The sequence below is a fragment of the Vibrio viridaestus genome, from assembly GCF_003856525.1.
Taxonomy (GTDB): Bacteria; Pseudomonadota; Gammaproteobacteria; order Enterobacterales; family Vibrionaceae; genus Vibrio; species Vibrio viridaestus.
On record NZ_RJVQ01000011.1, the window covers coordinates 46088 to 67329 of the forward strand.

The 21242-nt window shown below is 42.2% G+C and carries 21 protein-coding genes; 11 read left to right on the forward strand and 10 right to left on the reverse strand.

Annotated elements, in window-relative coordinates:
* Positions 1-2: 2 nt before the first annotated feature.
* On the reverse strand, positions 3-3767 hold the full coding sequence (gene tamB, locus EES38_RS18370; protein ID WP_124938681.1) for an autotransporter assembly complex protein TamB: 3765 nt from the start codon (positions 3765-3767) through the stop codon (positions 3-5).
* Positions 3764-5476, reverse strand: coding sequence for an autotransporter assembly complex protein TamA (tamA, locus tag EES38_RS18375; protein ID WP_124938682.1), 1713 nt, complete (start codon positions 5474-5476; stop codon positions 3764-3766). The genes tamB and tamA overlap by 4 nt, the downstream gene beginning before the upstream one ends.
* 192 nt (positions 5477-5668) lie before the next feature.
* On the opposite strand from tamA, the gene msrA reads away from it, so the two are divergent.
* The 7 genes from msrA (at position 5669) to EES38_RS18410 (ending at position 11002) form a co-directional block, all read left to right on the forward strand.
* The gene (gene msrA / locus EES38_RS18380; protein WP_124938683.1) at positions 5669-6301 is read left to right on the forward strand and encodes a peptide-methionine (S)-S-oxide reductase MsrA; all 633 of its coding nucleotides are present in this window, start codon (positions 5669-5671) and stop codon (positions 6299-6301) included.
* A 61-nt stretch (positions 6302-6362) separates the two neighbouring features.
* Positions 6363-6665 carry a DUF2607 family protein gene (locus tag EES38_RS22725; RefSeq protein WP_124938684.1) on the forward strand — a complete coding sequence of 101 codons (303 nt, stop codon included), beginning with the start codon at positions 6363-6365 and terminating at the stop codon, positions 6663-6665.
* Between the two features lie 42 nt (positions 6666-6707).
* Positions 6708-7328 (forward strand): zinc uptake protein ZrgA, encoded by a 621-nt coding sequence (gene zrgA, locus EES38_RS18390; protein WP_124938685.1) that lies wholly within the window; start codon positions 6708-6710, stop codon positions 7326-7328.
* A gap of 44 nt (positions 7329-7372) precedes the next feature.
* The gene (locus EES38_RS18395; protein ID WP_124938686.1) at positions 7373-8089 is read left to right on the forward strand and encodes an ABC transporter ATP-binding protein; all 717 of its coding nucleotides are present in this window, start codon (positions 7373-7375) and stop codon (positions 8087-8089) included.
* Complete coding sequence (locus tag EES38_RS18400; RefSeq protein WP_124938687.1) at positions 8086-9345, forward strand: ABC transporter permease; 1260 nt, start codon at positions 8086-8088, stop codon at positions 9343-9345. Before EES38_RS18395 ends, EES38_RS18400 begins: the two co-directional genes overlap by 4 nt.
* An 8-nt stretch (positions 9346-9353) precedes the next feature.
* Positions 9354-9848: a DUF3299 domain-containing protein gene (locus EES38_RS18405; RefSeq protein WP_124938688.1), complete on the forward strand. Its 495-nt coding sequence runs from the start codon at positions 9354-9356 to the stop codon at positions 9846-9848.
* Positions 9849-10114: 266 nt separating this feature from the next.
* Positions 10115-11002, forward strand: a complete 888-nt coding sequence (locus tag EES38_RS18410) for a TIGR03899 family protein (protein ID WP_124938689.1) — start codon at positions 10115-10117, stop codon at positions 11000-11002.
* Here EES38_RS18410 and cysC read toward each other — a convergent pair.
* The 4 genes from cysC to cobA form a co-directional block, all read right to left on the reverse strand.
* A complete protein-coding gene (cysC, locus tag EES38_RS18415; protein ID WP_124938690.1) occupies positions 10999-11610 on the reverse strand; it encodes an adenylyl-sulfate kinase in 612 nt (203 codons plus the stop codon). The genes EES38_RS18410 and cysC overlap by 4 nt on opposite strands.
* 101 nt (positions 11611-11711) lie before the next feature.
* A complete protein-coding gene (cysN, locus tag EES38_RS18420) occupies positions 11712-13139 on the reverse strand; it encodes a sulfate adenylyltransferase subunit CysN (protein WP_124938691.1) in 1428 nt (475 codons plus the stop codon).
* An 18-nt stretch (positions 13140-13157) separates the two neighbouring features.
* On the reverse strand, positions 13158-14066 hold the full coding sequence (cysD, locus tag EES38_RS18425) for a sulfate adenylyltransferase subunit CysD (protein ID WP_243694226.1): 909 nt from the start codon (positions 14064-14066) through the stop codon (positions 13158-13160).
* A 54-nt stretch (positions 14067-14120) separates the two neighbouring features.
* Positions 14121-15002, reverse strand: coding sequence for a uroporphyrinogen-III C-methyltransferase (gene cobA, locus EES38_RS18430; protein WP_124938693.1), 882 nt, complete (start codon positions 15000-15002; stop codon positions 14121-14123).
* Positions 15003-15216: 214 nt separating this feature from the next.
* Here cobA and EES38_RS18435 point away from each other — a divergent pair, with 214 nt between their 5' ends.
* On the forward strand, positions 15217-15675 hold the full coding sequence (locus EES38_RS18435) for a GNAT family N-acetyltransferase (protein WP_124938694.1): 459 nt from the start codon (positions 15217-15219) through the stop codon (positions 15673-15675).
* Positions 15676-15689: 14 nt separating this feature from the next.
* Here the strand turns inward: EES38_RS18435 and EES38_RS18440 are convergent, their stop codons facing one another.
* A complete protein-coding gene (locus EES38_RS18440) occupies positions 15690-16280 on the reverse strand; it encodes a LysM-like peptidoglycan-binding domain-containing protein (RefSeq protein ID WP_124938695.1) in 591 nt (196 codons plus the stop codon).
* A gap of 232 nt (positions 16281-16512) precedes the next feature.
* On the opposite strand from EES38_RS18440, the gene bamJ reads away from it, so the two are divergent.
* The 3 genes from bamJ (at position 16513) to EES38_RS18455 (ending at position 19131) form a co-directional block, all read left to right on the forward strand.
* Positions 16513-17133 carry a BamJ family beta-barrel-assembly machinery protein gene (gene bamJ / locus EES38_RS18445; RefSeq protein WP_124938696.1) on the forward strand — a complete coding sequence of 207 codons (621 nt, stop codon included), beginning with the start codon at positions 16513-16515 and terminating at the stop codon, positions 17131-17133.
* 103 nt (positions 17134-17236) lie between these two features.
* Entirely contained in the window at positions 17237-17743 is a 507-nt protein-coding gene (locus EES38_RS18450) for a DUF2780 domain-containing protein (RefSeq protein WP_124938697.1), read from the forward strand.
* A 116-nt stretch (positions 17744-17859) separates the two neighbouring features.
* Positions 17860-19131, forward strand: a complete 1272-nt coding sequence (locus tag EES38_RS18455; RefSeq protein WP_124938698.1) for an O-acetylhomoserine aminocarboxypropyltransferase/cysteine synthase family protein — start codon at positions 17860-17862, stop codon at positions 19129-19131.
* Positions 19132-19182: 51 nt separating this feature from the next.
* Here the strand turns inward: EES38_RS18455 and rplQ are convergent, their stop codons facing one another.
* From rplQ to rpsD, 3 genes are read right to left on the reverse strand one after another with little or no spacing between them, the layout of a single operon-like run.
* Complete coding sequence (rplQ, locus tag EES38_RS18460; protein WP_124938699.1) at positions 19183-19563, reverse strand: 50S ribosomal protein L17; 381 nt, start codon at positions 19561-19563, stop codon at positions 19183-19185.
* A gap of 26 nt (positions 19564-19589) precedes the next feature.
* Positions 19590-20582 (reverse strand): DNA-directed RNA polymerase subunit alpha, encoded by a 993-nt coding sequence (locus EES38_RS18465; RefSeq protein ID WP_124938700.1) that lies wholly within the window; start codon positions 20580-20582, stop codon positions 19590-19592.
* 24 nt (positions 20583-20606) lie between these two features.
* Positions 20607-21227, reverse strand: a complete 621-nt coding sequence (gene rpsD / locus EES38_RS18470; protein WP_124938701.1) for a 30S ribosomal protein S4 — start codon at positions 21225-21227, stop codon at positions 20607-20609.
* Positions 21228-21242: the final 15 nt, after the last annotated feature.

A 21242-nucleotide genomic window follows, 5' to 3' on the forward strand; every position in this document is an offset into this window, starting at 1 on the left:
CCTTAATCAAATTCAAATTGGTATAGAAGGTCAACTGCACTCGTTAAACCTGAGACGGCTTCAACATACAAATTCTTAACCAGTCGATAGCGAAGAGTAAACTCACCAACAGAGTTAAAAATACCGACACCGTACTTAACTTGCAAGCCAGGAAGGACATAACCACTCACTGTCACTTGAGAATCATCACCGGAACCGGTTGTATCTAATTGAAGATCCTGAACACCAACAGCTTGACCAAGTTCACCAACAATATGGCCGCTTTGAGCAAGGCTTAAGCCAATGAGCGCCGTTGTCATCGAGTTATCTCCACCCTCGGTATCCAAATCTTGTCCACGCAGCAAATAAGAGAGTGCGTTAGCCTGAGCCATTGAAGGATCCGAGAAAACCGTTACTGAAGGATTATCAGCGGGTCCTGAGACCTTTATCCCAGCTGTAACATCATCCTCAATATTATCCGGATTACGGATGGCAGTAATATTAACGTACGGCTTATTCACCGAACCATTCATCATAACTTTACCCTGTTGAATCACTAGGTCTTGTCCAAACGAACGGTAGGTACCATTGAGAATATTAACGTCACCAGTCACAAATGGAGCATTATCTTTCTGAGCTATTTTCAGCAGTCCCTGTAGACGTCCTTTGAGACCAAACGCCGATAGCCGTAACTCATCACCAAGTTGCACTTCAATATTGGTATCCACTTTAAACGGCATCACCTGCTCAGCAACAGGATCGCCCTTCGCATCCACAATCACCTGATCTTTCGATACTTCAACTGCGGATTCAGGTAGCTCTTCAACTTCAATAATACCTTTCGGAATTTTTACTGTTCCATCAATTTGAGCCAAGCTTGGTTTCATGTGCAGGTTGATATCTGGAATAACCTGAATTTTGACCATTGGCGGCACATCTACATTGAGTCCATCGGCATACACATGGCTATTCACCGTCCAATTCGCCAAGTCATCCCAATTAGCATCTCCATCAATACTTAAATCACCATCAGGCGTATTAATTAGAGCAGTTAGTTTTGCATCATACCCCATGAGATTAAGCTTGATGTCCCCTTTATTGACTTCAATAGGGAACAACTCCCCAGAGGCATGAATATCGCTGATAGTCACGGCACCATTCGCCTCCGGATGCAATAACTCACCACTAAGCTTTATATCACTGTTAATCAAAGCGGATGCCTGGCTGTACTCGCCCAGTAAAGGCTTAAGGAAATCAATATTAATTTTCGAAAGATTGAGGTTTCCCTGAAGCTTTTTATTCTCGGCTTTGACATCTGGAATGAGCGTATTAAGAGAAATATCACCGTTATCCGTTAAATTGGCATTTAACTGAGCGTCTAACTTACCTTTCTTCAGTAGCGCTTTCAGAGAAATGTCATCCCAACCTAAGGTAACAGCACCGTCTCCCACTGTTTTTATTTCACCTTGGCTGACAGTTAAATCCGCGTTTATATCGGCATCTTTTCCTTTTTTCCACACCACAGAAGAAGAACCATTAATCACCCCTTTCGCAGTCACCGGAGAATCTGGTATCCAGCCCGTTATGGAGTCCAATGATAACGCTTTTAATGACAGTGATGCGGTGACTTCATTTGCCGACACCTGAGCCTGTTTAACCAAACATAGAGAGGCGTCATCCACCCCCCAGCAATGAGGGCCAATACTCGCACTTCCCTTGGAAATATTAGCTTTAATATCAATAGGTTTAAGAAGAGATAATTGTTTACTTTCATGGGATAACTGAACGTCTGTTATTTGTCCCTTCCAATTTGAATACGCCTTATCCAAACTTCCTTGCAGTGAAGCCTTTCCATCAAGCTGAGGAGAATCAATATTGAGGGTTAAACGATGGCTTGATACACCACCATCAACATTGACGTTGAGTGAATTAAATCGCTGATCCTGAAATGCGCCTTGCGATAACGTAAGATCAACTTGTCCTGCAGGAGATGTCAAAGAAGAAACTGCACCCGTCAGTGAAACGCTCTCCGCTTTAAATAAATCCTGCCAACGAATATTGCGACCAGACAGTTTCAGGTTGGCTTTAGGATTTTCCTGAGAACCCGTTAGAACCACGTTGCCAGTCACTTGACCTGTTGATTGAGCTAATGTTTTCGACAAATCCGTAATATTAATATTGGCATTGAGGTTCCATTTTTCCGCTAACTTACCATCGAGTACAACTCGGTTTGGTCCATGAGAAACAACAAGTTTCGGAGTCGATATTTCAACGCCAAGGCCTTTCGTCGTCGAGTTGGCGCTGACTTCACCTTTGGCGACTAGAGGGTATCCCTTGATTGAGCCCGTCACATCAAGTTTTGTAACATTCGCTTTCCATGCACCACTTGAGAGAATGGTTGCATTCGTATTTATCTGCCCGTTTATCACCCCTGGGGTATTTTTAACAAATGCTTCAGGTTTTAGCTTATCGATGACAAGTTCTGAATTAACCTTCACGTCCTGTTCCCAGTTCGCTGTCAGTTTTCCTGAAATACTGCCATCGAGTGTTTTTATCAGTAACTGCTCGATAGAAACAGATGATAGCGTACCATTCCCTTTCATCACTGCGGATAAATCCGCCATATCCTGAGCTTTTGTATCCGCCTGAAGTGAAAAACTGTAGCTTTTTAAATCTCCACTTGCCTGCAATTGGCTTACATCAAGCCAGTACTGAGGTTGATTTTCAATCGGCCAAGAACCATGGGTATTTTTAGCCTGGATATCGAACGGAAGATTATCTTTAACTAATGATAAACTCGCCTGAAGCTGAGTTTCTAACGCGCCTTTGGCATCGAGTTTAACCAACAAGTCGGCTAAGCTACCAGAAATTTCAACATCGGCTGATTGGCCTTTGATTGGGGCTTGGAGATACTTAGCACTTACGTCGAAGTTAAGTGGATAATCGCCAATTAAGTTCGCTTTACCACTCAATGAGGCTTCTGCTTGCGGTGTAACCACAGATAACTTATCCACATTCACTGAGCTATTTTGAGTATTCACACTCAAATCAATACGATTGATCTTATTTTGGCTTTCACCTTGCTGGATAACTAAGTCGCTAACGGTTAAACGAGGTAATGTCATGTTTAACGGTAAGGTAATATCGGGTAACTTAACCCCTTCAATCACAGTGTCAGAAGACTTAGCGGAAACAGCTTGCCCCTGCGTATTTTTTTCAGTAACAGGTAAACTTACGTCGATACCTTGCCAGTCGGTTGGGGATAAACGAAAGTTCACCCCTCTCCATGCTAGACCAGTAGACAAGGACTGCCATTTAATCTTTGTGCCATCGATTGATATGTCGATATCATTCAATTGCGCAGATTTAATATCGATGGGTAAAGGACTTGATACTTGCGAATTCTCTGTCGCATCTTCCTTCGAGTCCGCTGGTGACTCAGAGGTTTGCATTGCAAACTTGATACCTTGTCCCTTTATTTGATTAATACATATAGCGGGACGAAATAGACACGTTGCCTCGAGAGATATAGAGAGAGACTCTGCAGACAAGTCGATATGATTTGTTTTATCGATAAAAGCGATGTTATGCAGTGTAAACGATTTACCTAATGTACCCTCACTTCTCGCAACGGATAAGCTCGGTAACGCCTTTTCAGCACCCCACAGCGCAATATTCAATCCTGCAGTCGAATACAATAAGGCGGTTACAGAAACGACCATCAATACAATTAAGATAACAACACTAACAAAGAGCCACTTTCCCAGTGTAAACAAACGCGTGATCATAATTCAGGACCCAATGTGAAGTGTATTTTAAACTGATCGCCTGGGTCGGAATCCAGTCCCCAAGCAAAATCTAGGCGAAGAGGTCCCAAAGGAGAAATCCAGCGAATACCAAAACCCGTACCCCGTTTGAAATCAGGCTCGGTATTAAAAGCATCACCATAATCATAGAATACAGCCCCCCACCACTTACCAAACAGGCGGTATTGGTACTCTATTGATGATGTGGCTAAATATTTTGCTCCCGTTAAAGAATCTGTTGAGTCTTTCGGTGAAATCGATTCATATGTATACCCGCGAATACTATTATCACCACCAGCAAAAAATCGTAAGGATGGCGATACTTTGTCAAAATCGTCCACCAGATTAGCGCCACCGGATAGACGAATCAGACCTCGCTGATTGTCGCCGTAAGAACGAATCCAGGAAGTGCTTGCCTGTAAACGCAATATATCCGTTTCAGATAACATGTTTTCATTACCGTACTCTAGAGTCACGGTTTGCTTATCGCCCCAAGTGATAAGCTGTGAGTTTCGAGTTCGGGTTCGAGTCCGTGAGAAAGTCACTCCGGGCAAAACAAACTGGCCAATGTCATCGAGAACCCCTTGCTCATAATTCTCGACAAGATATCGGACAAACAAGGTTTTGTTCCAACCATTATCTTCCAGCCAATGTCTTTCTAACGATAAATTCGATTCCAGGCTCTGAGTATCCAGATTATCTACTTTTTTTAATCCATATTGGATTTGATAGTACTCATGCAGGACATCTTCTAACGGAATTTTGTAACTTGCGGTGATGGTCTGCTCAGGAGAAGACAAAGAGAAACTGCTCGTAAAACTGTGCCCAGCTGAGTTCAACCAAGGCTTATTCCAAGTGAGCGTGCCTTTTACACCTACATCCGTTGAATAACCAATCCCTGTCTCTAATTGATTTTTTGCCGCTGGATCAAGCGTCACTTTAACCGGCAGTTCTGTTTTATTTTCGAGGTTAGAGAAATCAGGTTCCACCAAGACGGAAGAGAACCAATCTGTTGAAGATAAGTTCTGACTGAATTCACTAATTTGCTTCATCCTGTAGGGCTCACCCTCTTCAAAGCCTTTCAGTGACAAGACTCGGTCATTGTCTATCTGACTTCCCTGCAGAATGGTTTTTCCGAACAAATATCGTTTGCCACTCTCATAGTGGAGAATGATATTGGCTTGGTTTGTCTTAGGTGAAACCTCTATCCTGTTCGCTACAAACTTACCATTGAAGTAACCTTTTTCCAGCGCAAGATTTTGTATATTTGATTTCAGGCTGTCATAGGCACTATGGCTGAGTTTCTCTCCCTCTTTGATCGAACTTTTCTGCAAAAGATTCAAAAAATCTTGGTCATTCTCAGCGTCACCAGTTAGCTGAAAGTCGACTGTTTTGACAACAGTAGGAGGACCGAGCTGAATATTGACTGTGAGAGCGTTTTCTGACGAAATAAATTCTATCTCTGGGTTGTAATATCCCAACGCATTTAATGCACTTTCAATTTTACTTTCAATACGCGCTTTAAAACGTAAGCTGGTCGAATAGTCTGATGATGGTATGGAAGAGAGGTACTGCTCTACATTCTTTTGAGGTTCTCCATCTAAACCTTTGATTTCAAGCGATGTTTCAGCATGCCCCTTTACCGCATAAAAAAGCATCACAACGGAAAAAAAGATTGAGCGATATCTCATACGACCTTAATTGACTTATAAAAGAGTGATAGGCTATATAACTATACACGTTAACATTTTGTACATCATCCGTCTGTACGCATAAAGTTAAAACTGGGCTACATTATACTGATGATGTCCTAATCTTTGGCAATAAAACGTCTTGGCTTAGAATAAAAATAGACAATTAAGCGCAACAACTAAGGAATTTACATGCTTGAAAAGCAAATGATGGTTACAGCAGATAATGCACTACCAGGTCGTTATGAATCAATGAAGGTAGATGAAACGCATTATGTAAACCAATCCTGTATAACAGCCGAACCTCAACATGGACAGCAAAAGATCCTGTTTGGGATGGGATGTTTCTGGGGAGCAGAACGCTTATTCTGGCAAAAAGAAGGGGTTATCTCGACTTCTGTCGGCTATTCGGGTGGGTATACGCCTAACCCAACGTATGAGGAGGTATGTTCAGGAAAAACAGGACATGCCGAAGTCGTGCGCGTTATTTTTGATCCACGAGATATTGAGTTGGAAGACTTGCTCAGCTTATTTTGGGAGAGACATGATCCTACTCAAGGGATGCGCCAGGGTAATGATCTTGGAACACAGTATCGTTCAACGATTTATTATTACAATGAACAGCAAAAAAACATTATTGAAGCGTCAAAAAATACCTATCAAAAAGCATTAAGAGAGCAAGGTATGCCTGACGTGACAACCGAAATTCTGCCTGCAGGTCCTTACTACTATGCGGAAACTTATCATCAGCAATATTTGGCCAAAAATCCGAATGGTTATTGTGGTCTAGGTGGCACTGGTGTTTGCTTCCCTCCAGAAAAATAAAGCTTGTCCCTGTGTTTAAATGTTATATTATAACATTTAAACACTTATTACTCTTTTATATATGAAACTCGAATACCCCATCAGACAACGGTTCTACAAGTCACTCACATGTCTGCTGCTTGTGGTTTTTGTTAGTATTAGTTTTGCTGCCGAGTTTCATAAAACTGACATAGAAAAAGCCCATCATACTCATCACGATTGTAACCTGTTCGCTCATGTTGTTTGTGCAATAAAACCTCACATAGCAACATTGCCCATCATTGTCTCTCACGATTACGTCGAGCCAATTGACCAGGTACGTACAGTAACTCGAACGTTCTATAAATATTGCGTGCGCTCTCCCCCGCAACTCCGCTTAAGCTGAACCTAACTTTATTCAACTTATAATTTTTTGGAGATAACTCGAATGATGAAAAAACGCTATTTAGCTACAGTAGTGGGACTTTGCTTTGCCTTTCAATCCAATGCAGAAGAAGGCTTCATTCAACATGAAGCACATGTTCATGGTGAAGTAGAACTTGATATTGCCCAAGATGGGAATGATGTATTAATTGAAATTAATGCTCCAGGGATGGATATTCTGGGATTTGAGCATATGCCTCAGAATGAGCAACAACATCAAAAATTAGATAACGCGATAGTGCAACTGGAAAAAGCAGATACAATTATATCTCTGAATTCAGAAGCAAAATGTAAGCTCACTCATAGCCACGCCTCTATGGGACATGAAGAGCATGAACATGAAGAACACGAACATGATGTTCATCATGACGACTCTGATCACGAGGATCATCACGCTCATGATGAAGCAGAGCACGAGCACGAGCACGAGCACGAGCACGGAGAGCATTCCTCATTCACGATTGAATACCAATATAGTTGTTCAAACGTAGCTGAGTTGTCATCGATGGATACTCAGTGGTTCAATCATTTTCCGAACACTCATGATATCAAAGTGAATATTTTCACCGATCATGTTCAAACATCAGACAAGCTCAGCGCAGAAAAAACACACGTTAAGCTCTAAACCATATCTGCCCACGCTTAGGCGTGGGTACAAGGACTCCTCCGATGAACAAGCAACAATCCGTCGAGACTCCCTACGTTATAGAGATGAATCAATGTCGATTCCAATGGACGAATACCCAAGATCCCGTAATTAATATTGATACGTTTCGAGTTAAACGTGGAGAACATGTTTTTGTAAAAGGGCCAAGTGGATGCGGTAAATCGACATTACTTAGCCTTATCACAGGGATAAACACGCCTCAAGCCGGAGAAATTACCGTCCTCGGCACAAAACTGAACTCATTGTCATCAAGCCAGAGGGATCGGTTTAGAGCAGATAATATCGGTTATATTTTTCAACAATTTAATTTACTTCCCTACTTATCAGTTATCGAGAATGTTGTACTTCCATGCCAATTTTCCCACAAACGAATGTCCAACTTATCGGGATCTCTCAAAGAAAAAGCAAAACAACTCCTTTCTCGATTAAAGCTCCCTGATGAACTGCTTGCAAAATCGGTAATAGAACTGAGTATTGGTCAGCAACAAAGAGTGGCTGCAGCGAGAGCATTAATCGGCGCACCGGATTTGATTATCGCTGATGAGCCCACATCGGCGCTCGATTATGACAATAGAAAATCGTTTATAGAGCTACTGTTAGAGGAAGCGAAAGCTTCGAATTCAACTCTCGTATTTGTCAGTCATGATCCTACGTTAGAACCCTTGTTTACAACCAGTTTGAACCTTTCGGAACTGAATATCGCGAGGGCTAGCAAATGAAAACCATAGTCAACTTAGCCTGGAAGAGCGTTCTAAACCGTAAAGCAACTGCGACCTTAACCATTTTGACGGTTGCTATCTCGGTGATTCTCCTACTTGGTGTCGAAAAAATTCGAACTGAAGCAAAAAATAGCTTCGCTAATACGATATCTGGCACAGATCTCATCGTAGGAGCAAGGTCTGGACAAGTTAATCTGTTACTTTACTCCGTTTTCCGTATCGGTAATGCAACCAATAATATTGACTGGACCAGCTTTGAGGCTCTTCAAAATAATCGAGCTGTAAAGTGGGCTATCCCTATCTCACTCGGAGACTCACATAAAGGTTTTCGTGTAATGGGTACTAATGAAGAATACTTCAAATATTATAAATTTGGCCGTAAGCAAGCACTCATATTTAATGCAGGAAAACCGTTTTCCGGGTTATTTGAAACAGTCATTGGCTCGGATGTGGCAAAATCACTCGGTTATAAAATTGGTAGTAAGATCATTATCGCTCACGGGATTAATGATGTTGGCTTTAGTCGTCACGACAATTTACCTTTTACTGTCGTCGGAATTCTAAAACCGACCGGAACCCCCGTTGATAAAACAGTACATGTATCACTTGCTGCTATCGAAGCTATTCATGTTGGCTGGGAGTCAGGAGCTCATATTGGTAAAACTCCAGATGCACAAACACTCGAACATTATCAATTTCAACCAAAGCAAATTACCGCAGTTCTACTCGGTCTAAAATCTCGAATACAAACATTTGCACTTCAACGTGAGATAAATACCTATCGCAAAGAACCATTGAGTGCCATTATGCCTGGCGTTGCTCTTCATGAATTGTGGGGGATGATGTCGGTTGCAGAACAAGCATTAATGTCAATTTCAATCTTTGTCGTGATTGCTGGTCTGCTTGGTATGTTGAGTAGCTTACTGACCAGTTTGCAGGAAAGACGCAGAGAAATGGCAATATTGAGGGCGATGGGTGCTCAACCCAAACACGTATTTGCCCTATTAATGAGTGAGGCAACGACTCTCACCTTTGCTGGCATTTTGGTTGGTGTTGTCGGACTTTATGCCATTTTAGCCATTATCTCCCCTATTATTCATAGTCATTATGGGATTGTCATTTCCCTAACCACATTGACTACACATGAATGGTTTTTAATTGGCGCGGTACAACTTGCCGGCATGGTCGTGGGTATTATTCCCTCTATTCGCGCTTATCGTCAGTCACTTAGTGATGGTATGACAATTCGGATTTAAATTGACGTATGAAGATAAAAATACCCTTTTTTGCAATTATATTGTTTGCGTTCTCTGGTGTTACAAACGCAAATGAGGCCCCGCTAACGTTAGATTGGCTAGATCTCATCCCTAAGGAAGAGAGAGCATTATTTGATAGCCAAGGTATGCCATCAGTCAATCATGACGGTGGGGCAGCAAAACAACAAAAAATAGGATCGGTTCGTCGGGAGCTAAACGGTTCTAAAGTAAAAATCCCCGGATTCGTTATTCCCTTAGAAGGGGATGACAAAAGTGTCACGGAATTTTTCTTAGTCCCTTATTTCGGTGCTTGTATTCATGTGCCGCCACCACCACCCAATCAGATTGTGTACGTCAAGATGCCTCAAGGGGCTCCAATTCAACAACTTTGGGATGTAATTTATGTGGTTGGTACATTAAAGACAGAAACGACCAACAATGACATTGCTCAATCTGACTACATTATTGATGGAGACAAAATTGAACCATATGATGATCAATAAGATAACTTAGAAAGAATGCTGAAAAAGCACTCCAAGTAATACAACATAAAGAAGAAGTATCACACCCAATGTGTACTTCTTCTTATTTTTGATTCCAATATTCACAACCATTCCTAATTGCGCATTAAATTTAAACATCATATTAACATATTAGTTACATTAATTCATTTAAAATGATAACTACATCGAGATCTTAATGATGGTCGATTTACTAATTTCAGGTTACATTGGTAAGTAGTTGATAGGTTTAAGTAAAGGGGCGGGTAATGTCGGAGAAAAGTACCACCATTGTCGTAGAGCAAGAGACTCCCAATCGGAAATCAAAAAATACCTACGTAAAAGATAGTGGTAGCCGTATTAAAGCCATTGCTGAATCCCACGGACTAGACGCGCAACTCAACTCAGAAACAAAGAAAATTAATCTTATCGATCGGGCTATCAAACGCGAACATAAACAAAAAGAGCAACGGCAACGAAATTTAGAGCGAATCATTCAATTTGGTTTTAACGCTTGCCATGAAGAAACGGCTGGCGATCCCGATCAAGATTGGCTATTTCGTTTTTTTGAGTTAGCTCAGGATATACATAACTCTTCAATGCAAAAACTCTGGGCGCAAGTGCTCAAGCGAGAAGTGACGAACCCTGGCTCTACTTCGTTAAAAGCACTTAAAGTTCTAAAAGATATGACACCAAGAGAAGCTCAGATTTTACAACGTGCAGCATCTTTAGCGTGTTCATTTGGTCAAGACACTCAACGGAAACTGTTTATCGGACTAAGAAGTCAGAACGGCTTTTTTAGCTTAGGTAAGAGAGAAACAACGATGGCTTTAAACTTGGGCTCATTTCAATTGCCATATTCAAGCATCATGGTACTTATCGAACTGGGTCTTCTTCATGCTACTGAGCTGGAATCGGGAGAAATTGAGATCTCGACTCCTTTACATTTACAGTACCAGGGAAAAAATTTATCTCTGAGTGCAAGTAGCAAAGGCGTGCGTATTCTTTATTATCGTTTCACACCGACTGGTAATGAACTTTGCCGCCTACTCGGAAATAAGTTAAGCCAGGATTATTATGACCAGCTAATTGCTCTATTGAATCAAAAGTTCTCGTTACATTCAGATAGCTCAGATAACTTCCATCATGTGGTTTAAGCCGATATAACGCCTCGTTGAATGAGAGCGTCTAAACAAATATCAACCTGCTCTTCTATTGTTTTGGAGCCAGAGGGTAAATCAATTTCAGGATTAAGGGGGGTCTCATACTCTGAGTCTATTCCGGTAAAGTTATTCAGTTGCCCTGCTCGAGTTTTTTGATAAAGTCCCTTCGGGTCACGCTGTTCACATATATCCAGTGGCGTATTCACAAACACTTCCATAAACTCTTTTTCAGGCAATAAATCACGAATAAGTTGTCTCTCAGCACGGTGAGGTGAAATGAATGCTGACAGTACAATCAGACCCGCATCGGACATTAGCTTAGCCAACTCTCCAACACGGCGGATATTCTCACGCCGATCCTGAGCAGAAAACCCCAGATCACGACATAAACCATGACGCACATTATCACCATCTAGGAGATAGGTATGATATCCCATTTGAGCAAGTCGTGTTTCTAAAGCTCCAGCAATCGTTGACTTACCCGCTCCTGACAGTCCGGTAAACCATAATACCGCTGGCTTTTGCTGTTTCAACTGAGCACGAAAGTTCTTATCAATCGCATGATGATGCCAGATAATATCGTCACATTTGGTTGTACTCATAATGAGTCCCCGCTCTCACACTACTCAATCAAAAAGAAAAATAAGGGGAAGGGGCAGCTAAAAAGCAGTAGCCTTCATCTGCTCCCCCTATTCCTAGCCAATTATTTTAAGATCTGACTAAGATCTTTCGCTTCCCAATGAGGAAAGTGCTTACGAATTAGCGCATTAAGTTCCACTTCAAATGCAGAGATATCGCCTAAAGATTTTTCTACTGCATGTAAGCTTTCTCGAACAAGGCCAGCACCAACAGTCACGTTCGTCAAACGATCTATAATAATAAAGCCGCCAGTATCAGCACAATCAAGATACTTATCTAGAGCGATGGCTTCATTAAAAGTCCATTCACACAGACCGATACCATTTAATGGCAATGAGCTTGTCTCAAATGTCTCAAGGTGATTGATGTTGTACTGATATTGAATGGCTTCCACTTTACCGACAGTCTTCTTACCTGCAATTTTGATATCGTATTCGCGACCTGGCTCCAACGCCTTTTCCGTCATCCAAACTACATCGGCAGTAAGATGATTGCTGACAGAAGTCGTATCACTATCAAGAATAATTAAATCGCCTCGGCTGATATCAATCTCATCAGACAGTGTCAAGGTAACCGCTTGCCCAGCAAATGCTGACTCTAAATCGCCATCGAATGTTACGATGCGCGATATTGTGGATGTTTTACCAGAAGGTAGAGCTTTAATTTTATCACCGACAGAAACGCGACCATCAGAAATCGTTCCGGAGAAACCGCGAAAATCGAGATTAGGTCGGTTAACGTATTGAACCGGAAAACGGAAATCACCTTTGCCTTTCACATCATCAATATCGACTGTTTCCAGAACGTCTAGAAGTGATGGCCCATCAAACCAGCTTAGATTTACGCTTTTATCAACAACGTTATCGCCTTCTAAAGCTGAAATTGGCAGAATACGTATATCAATATCACCACGTAGATTTTCCGCAAAATCCAAATAATCCTGTTTAATCTTCTCAAATACATCTTGCGAATAATCGACAAGATCCATCTTGTTTACCGCCACAACGAAATGCTTCAAACCCAGCAGGTTCGAAATAAATGAATGTCGACGAGTCTGATCCAACACACCTTTACGCGCATCAATAAGAATAACAGCGAGATCACACGTCGATGCACCTGTCGCCATATTCCGCGTGTACTGCTCGTGTCCTGGAGTATCAGCAATAATGAACTTACGTTTTTGAGTCGAGAAATAACGGTACGCTACATCAATGGTAATTCCCTGCTCACGCTCGGCCTGAAGACCATCAACCAATAACGCTAAATCAGGGCGCTCACCGGTCGTGCCTACTCGTTGACTATCTGACTTAACAGCAGCAAGTTGATCTTCATAAATCTGTTTTGAATCGTGAAGCAAGCGCCCGATCAACGTACTTTTTCCGTCATCTACTGAGCCGCATGTTAAGAATCTAAGCAGCGACTTGTGTTGGTGTTGATTGAGGTATGCCTCAATGCCTAATTCAGCTAATTGAGCTTGAACTGCATTATTCATAATACTTTCCTTAGATCCTTAGAAGTAACCCTGACGTTTTTTCATTTCCATCGATCCTGATTGATCATGGTCGATCGCACGGCCCTGACGCTCACTCGATGTTGCCACAAGCATCTCTTCGATAATTTCGGTTAACGTATTCGCTTTAGACTCAATCGCACCGGTCAGCGGGTAACACCCCAAGGTACGGAAACGCACACTCTTATGTTCAATTTTTTCACCTGGTTCAAGCTTCATTCGATCATCGTCAACCATGATCAACATCCCATCGCGTTCAACAACTGGACGCTCTTCAGCAAAGTACAGCGGCACCAAATCAATATTTTCCAGATAGATATATTGCCAAATATCTAATTCAGTCCAGTTTGATAGCGGGAATACTCGGATACTTTCGCCTTTATTGACTTGGCTATTATAGGTACGCCAAAGCTCTGGACGCTGATTTTTCGGATCCCATGTATGATTCTTATCACGGAATGAATAGACACGCTCTTTTGCACGAGATTTCTCTTCATCACGACGGGCACCGCCAAATGCAGCATCGAAGCCATACTTATTTAGAGCCTGTTTTAGACCCTGAGTTTTCATAATATCGGTATGCTTAGATGAACCATGCACAAAGGGATTGATATTCATTGCTAGGCCTTCAGGGTTCTTATGAACAATTAAATCAAACCCGTACTTTTTGGCTGTTTCATCACGAAACTTGATCATCTCTTTAAATTTCCAATTCGTATCTACGTGCAGTAGAGGGAATGGGATTTTTCCTGGATAAAATGCTTTACGAGCCAGATGTAACATCACAGAGGAGTCTTTCCCAATCGAATACATCATCACTGGATTACCAAATTCAGCTGCAACTTCACGGATAATATGAATGCTCTCAGCTTCTAGCTGTTTTAAATGTGTTAAGCGTTGTTGATCCATTTCTTGCTTCCTTTTGACTCGTGTAACGAGCATTGTGCAATTGGAATTGTAGTTTTATGCCAGTTGTTCGACTGGGGCCTTATCCGACTCACTCTTTGAGAACCAATTAAGCTTTTCAGAAAGCGCAACGACCTCACCCACTACAATTAACGAAGGCGATTTTGCGTCTACGGACAAAGTGGCAAGCTCTCTCAGCTGGCCTTTGAAGATCTTTTGAGATACTTGAGTACCTCGTTCAATGATGGCTATGGGTGTTTCGGAAGAGCGGCCATGAGAAATGAGTTGTTCCTGAATATAATTCGACTTCATTAGCCCCATATAAATAACCAGAGTCTGATTGCCACGGGCTAACGTTGACCAATCCATGTCATCACTATCAGCTTTAACATGACCAGTGACAAATATCGCTGACTGAGCATAATCTCGATGGGTTAAGGGGATGCCAGCATACGCTGTCGCACCTGCAGCCGCAGTAATACCAGGAATGACCTGAAACTCGATACCAGCGTCAACCAGTACTTCTAATTCTTCACCACCACGACCAAAAATAAACGGATCGCCTCCCTTAATACGGACGACTCTATGTCCCTGAAGTGCGAAATCGACAAGTAGTTGATTGGTTTTCTCTTGAGGTACACTGTGATGGCCAGCTTTTTTGCCAACGCATACCAAAATGACATCACTGGGCACTAGGGCCATGATTTCATCTGAAACTAAATAGTCATAAAGAACAACATCAGCTTGCTGGAGATAGCTAAGAGCCTTAATGGTTAAAAGCTCTGGATCACCAGGACCCGCTCCAACTAAAGCAACTTCACCAGCTTTAAGCTTTGCTTTTGAGCACTGAGCCAAAGTGACTTCACGACGTGAAGTGGACTCCACATTCTGTGACAATGCTTTACCGTGTATTGGTGTGACTGTTTTTCGTTCCGTCATTTTGCTCAACTCATAACCATTTATTACAAGCATTATGACGAGGCAAGCTTATTACATGAAATTCTATAATTTCATTTTTTATGTCAAAAACTAATATAAGACTGGTGTGGGTTGGATATAGTCATTCATAGGTATAAAGATGAAACACTTTGTAGTCTATAGAAAATTCATAGATAATTTTTGACTTCAATTCACACAGAAATAGGATATGTCGATGGTCAATTGGAAAGTATCTAAGCTATCAAATCTTAGTGCCACTCAACTATACGAATTAATTCAATTGCGCATCAATGTTTTTGTCGTTGAGCAAAACTGCCCATATTCTGAACTGGATGGAAAAGATCTCAACGAGGGCGTAAAACATCTGATTGGTACGACGAAAAGTGGTGAAGTTATGGCGTATGCGCGACTGCTTCCTCCCGGAGTGAGCTATGCCAGCCCAAGCATCGGCAGAGTCATCGTAAAGAATACTTATAGAACAGGTGGTATGGGCCATCAATTAATAGCTAAGTCCGTGAGTGAATGCGAAAAGACATGGCCAGAACAAGACATCACGATCAGTGCTCAACAACACCTACAGAGTTTTTATAGCCAACATGGGTTTAAAGTGATAGGCGAGCCTTATCTTGAAGATAGTATTCCGCATCTAAAAATGATAAGAACGGCGAGCTAAAAGCAAGTAAAGCGTTAATTACTACGACCAAATCCACCATCAGATAATCGGAAAAACATCACGGATTGATCGCTTTTTTCCAGTTGAAGAATATCTAACTGCCCTGTTTTGGCTAGCTTAAAACGAATCAACTGGCCAGGGCGAACGTTACTGAGTGGTTTATCTGGTCCTTCAACTTGAATCAGAGAGTTTAAGTCAGAAATGGGTAAATCATTACTACGGAAAATTTTTGATAACGTATCGCCATCTTGAATCGTATACGTTACCCACGCCGAAGACCGTATTGCCTGATTTTCTGTTGCCGTTACGTTATTTGACTGTGAAGTATCAGAACTCAAAGTAAGCGGAATCCTTTTAGAGGAAGAATCAGCCGGCGTTTGCTCTGTATTAGAAGATGAAGGAAGTGGTATGAAAGAAATAATGATGACGAAAGGAACTAATCCCATAAGCACACGCTTGTGCATAACAGGGAAATCGCTCCAGAGAGTCTGCGTTTGCTCAAGAGCGCCAGAACACATCGAACGAAAGTCGATTTCAGACCACTTCTGCTGAAAAAGTGTCATGTAGTTATCTATATTATTCTGTTTATTACGCCGATGATTCATCGCTGTCCAACTCCTAACTATCTACGATAAGTATAAGAATTACCGCCTATCGAGTATAGAGTAATTCATCATAGATCAAAAACGTTGACACAAATTTGAAGCTGTTTTGCAAAATGCTTGCACAACGATACATGTTTAGCATTAAAGGCAGCTAATCTCAATTCACCGTTTAATCATATCTCGTTAACTGTTATCCTAGACCACTTTATACATTGACAAGAGAGACAGACCAATGTCTGAAGTTAAATTTGAAACAGTAGAACAGAAAGCAAGCTACGGTATCGGCCTACAAATGGGTCAACAACTTGCTGGAAGTGGACTGGAAGGTCTTGAAGTAGCATCAATCGCTGAAGGTATCGCAACTGCACTTAAAGGTGATATGCCAGCAATCGAAGTTGATGAAATCAACAAAGCACTTCAGGAAATTCATACTCGTGCTCAGCAAGTTCGTGAAGAAGCAGCTAAAGCAGCGTCAGCAGAAGGTGATGCATTCCTTAAAGATAACGCTCTTCGTAGCGAAGTGACTGTACTTGATTCAGGTCTTCAGTATGAAGTAATCAGTGAAGGTACTGGTACTGTACCAACATCTGAAAATACTGTTCGTGTTCATTACCATGGTCAGTTGATCGACGGTACAGTATTCGATAGCTCAGTAAGTCGTGGCGAACCGGTTGAGTTCCCAGTAACCGGCGTGATTAAAGGTTGGGTTGAAGCTCTTCAACTTATGCCTGTTGGCTCTAAATGGAAACTGTATATTCCTCAAGATCTAGCTTATGGTGAGCGCGGCGCAGGTGCAGCGATTCCTCCATTCGCAGCACTAGTCTTTGAAGTAGAGCTTCTGGATATTGTTTAATTCTTTGTGAATTACATGAAAGAATTACGAAGCGACGTTGTTAACGTCGCTTTTTTTGTGTTTACTGTATGCACAGACGGAATATCTTCCTTTGGAGCAAACAATGAAAAAAACTCTAGCTACTATAATCATTGCAGCCGCAATTTCATCAACGTCAGCTTATGCTGCTTTTGATCTCAATAGCGCAACAAATGCAGCCTCAAAACTTGATACTAACTCGCTATCATCGCTAGCATCTGGCCTCTCAGGTAAAGTGAGCACTCAAAGCAGTTCTCCAATTGTTAGTGCGTTAACCAGTTCTCTCGATGTCTCTTCAGCTCAAGCCACTGCAGGTGCTGGCTCCATGCTTTCGTATGCAAAAAGTGCCCTATCCAGTGAACAGTCTTCTGAGTTAAGTTCATTGGTTCCAGGAATGAGCAGTCTGACCAACTCTCTTTCAGGCTTAAGTAACGCTTCAAGCAGTATGAATGGCGTGAGTAACATATTTAACCAACTTGGAATGGATTCCTCTACAGTCACTCAATTTGCTCCAGTCATCCTCAAATATTTAACAGGTCAGGGAGCATCATCTGGTTTAATTTCTTCATTAACTTCACTATGGCAACAATAAGTTAATGTTATTTGACTGAGAGCAATTATCTACATTAGAAACCCCTTAGATGCTCTCAGTTTCAACCACCAACTCATGTCATTCTTAGTTTTTTCTCATCAAGGATTAGAGTGACAATGAGAGACGAGACACTTTCCGTTCATTTCGGTTACGAGACCGATCCTACAACAAAATCCGTTGTAGTCCCTATCTACCAAACCGTGTCGTATGAGTTTGACAGTGCTCAGCATGGCGCCGATTTGTTTAACCTAGAAGTGCCGGGGAATATTTATACACGTCTAATGAACCCAACTAACGATGTGTTGGAAAAACGATTAGCGGCTCTCGAAGGTGGGATTGGCGCATTGGTGACAAGCTCGGGTAGTGCTGCAATAAACTATTCGATTCAAACACTAGCTGAAGCCGGAGACAACATTGTATCTACCCCACAACTCTACGGTGGTACTTATACTTTATTCGCTCATATGCTTCCTAAACAGGGAATTAAAGTTAAGTTTGCCAAGGATGATAAGCCAGAAACATTAGCGGCTCTAATCGACGAAAAAACCAAAGCGGTCTACTTTGAATCCATAGGTAATCCCGCTGGTAATATCTCCGATATCGGTAGAATAGCAGAACTTGCCCACGCTCAAGGAGTGCCAGTCATAGTCGACAATACAGTCGCGAGTCCAATTTTATGTAAACCGATAGAACACGGAGCCGACATCGTTGTGCACTCTATTACCAAATATATCGGTGGACATGGTAACTCTTTAGGTGGGGTCATTATCGATTCAGGCAAATTTCCTTGGACCAAATACAAAGAGCGTTTCCCTGCAATGAATAACCCTGAGCCGTCCTATCATGGTGTCGTCTACACAGATGCGTTTGGAAAAGCTGCGTTTATCGGTCGTGCTCGCACAGTACCAATGCGGAATACAGGCTCAACACTTTCACCTATGAATGCATTTCTTATCTTACAAGGTGTTGAAACACTTCCTTTAAGGATGGAAAGGCACTGTCAGAATGCATTAGATATTGCACATTTCTTAGAGGAGCACCCTGCTGTAAGTTGGGTAAGCTATGCAGGTTTAGAGCATTCTCCGTACCATTCCCTTGCTCTGAAGTACATGCAAGGTAAACCATCCGCTATTTTATCTTTTGGTCTAAAAGGGGGTTACGAAGCTGGTGTCAAATTTTATGATGCATTGAACATGGTCAAAAGGCTGGTCAATATAGGGGACACTCGAACATTGGCATGCCATCCAGCATCAACAACGCACAGACAACTGGAGGACACTGAACTTAAACAAGCGGGAGTCCTACCTGAAATGATTCGTCTATCGATAGGTATTGAACATATAGACGATATAATTGCCGATCTGAATCAGGCTCTAAGTAACAAATAGACAATAAAAAAGCCGAGCACTATGGCTCGGCTTCTTTAATCACGAAACTACTTATTCAGCAGCAGCTTCAACTTCTGGGCGGTCAACAAGCTCAATGTATGCCATTGGAGCTTTATCACCAGCACGGAAGCCAGCTTTTAGGATACGAGTGTAACCGCCTTGACGGGCAGCAAAACGTGGACCTAATTCGTTAAATAGTTTTGCAACTACTTCGTTGTCACGAGTACGTGCAAACGCTAGACGACGGTTAGCAACGCTGTCAGTCTTAGCTAGTGTAATCAAAGGCTCAACTACGCGGCGAAGCTCTTTTGCTTTAGGCAAAGTAGTCTTAATAACTTCATGACGTACTAAAGAGCTAGCCATGTTGCTAAACATCGCTTTGCGATGACTGCTGTTGCGGTTGAGTTGACGACCACTCTTACGATGGCGCATGACCAAATCCTTCTAACTAGTATCGATTAATCTTCAGCGATTGATGCAGGTGGCCAGTTTTCCAGGCGCATACCCAGAGACAAACCACGAGATGCAAGTACATCTTTAATCTCAGTAAGAGATTTCTTGCCAAGGTTAGGCGTTTTAAGTAGCTCAACCTCAGTACGCTGTACAAGATCACCGATGTAGTGAATCGCTTCTGCTTTCAAACAGTTAGCAGAGCGAACTGTTAGTTCAAGATCGTCTACAGGACGCAATAGGATCGGATCGAATTCTGGCTTCTCTTCTTTCTCCTCAGGAACTCGTACATCACGAAGATCTACGAATGCATCCAATTGCTCAGCTAGAATTGTAGCTGCACGACGGATAGCTTCCTCAGGTTCGATCGTTCCATTTGTTTCCATGTCGATGACAAGCTTGTCTAAGTCGGTACGTTGTTCTACACGTGCCGCTTCTACAGCATAGGCGATTTTATCGACTGGGCTGTAAGTAGCATCAACAAGTAAACGACCAATTGGACGCTCATCTTCTTCTGTATGGATACGAGCAGAAGCCGGAACATAACCACGACCACGTTCAACTTTGATACGCATAGCGATCTCAGCGTTGTCATCAGTAAGATGACAAATCACGTGCTCAGGGTTTACGATCTCGACATCACCATCATGAGTGATGTCACCTGCAACAACAGGGCCCGAGCCTGATTTGTTTAGTGTAATGAACACTTCATCTTTGCCTTCGGCAACGCGAACAGCTAGCCCTTTCAGGTTAAGAAGAATCTCAAGGATATCCTCTTGAACACCTTCTTTGGTGCTGTACTCGTGTAGTACGCCTTCAATCTCTACTTCAGTGACTGCACAACCAGGCATTGAAGATAGAAGAATTCGGCGAAGTGCATTACCAAGAGTGTGGCCAAAACCACGCTCTAATGGCTCAAGAGTTACTTTTGCGTGTGTCGTGCTGACTTGTTCGATATCAACAAGACGTGGCTTAAGAAATTCTGTTACAGAACCCTGCATTGTGTCCTCTCTTTAATTTAAACCTTACTTAGAGTAAAGCTCGACGATCAATTGTTCGTTGATGTCAGCTGACAGATCTGAACGCTCTGGCAAACGCTTGAACGTACCTTCCATCTTACCTGCATCTACTTCAATCCAAGTTGGTTTTTCACGTTGTTCAGAGACTTCTAGAGCCGCTTTAATACGAGATTGCTTTTTAGCTTTCTCGCGAATTGAAACAACGTCGTTAGCCGCAACATTGAAAGAAGGAATGTTTACCACTTGGCCGTTAACTAGGATAGCTTTGTGACTAACTAGCTGACGTGCTTCTGCGCGAGTTGCACCGAAGCCCATGCGATAAACAACGTTATCTAGACGACCTTCAAGAAGCTGAAGTAGGTTTTCACCTGTGTTGCCTTTAAGGCGAGCAGCCTCTTTGTAGTAGTTACGGAATTGCTTTTCTAGCACGCCATAAATACGACGAACTTTTTGCTTCTCACGAAGCTGTACACCATAGTCTGATAGACGGCCACGACGAGCGCCGTGTACACCTGGTGCATTATCAATTTTACACTTGGTATCGATCGCGCGAACACCAGACTTAAGGAATAAGTCAGTGCCTTCACGACGGCTAAGCTTAAGCTTAGGACCCAAATATCTTGCCATGATCTTTCTCCAATC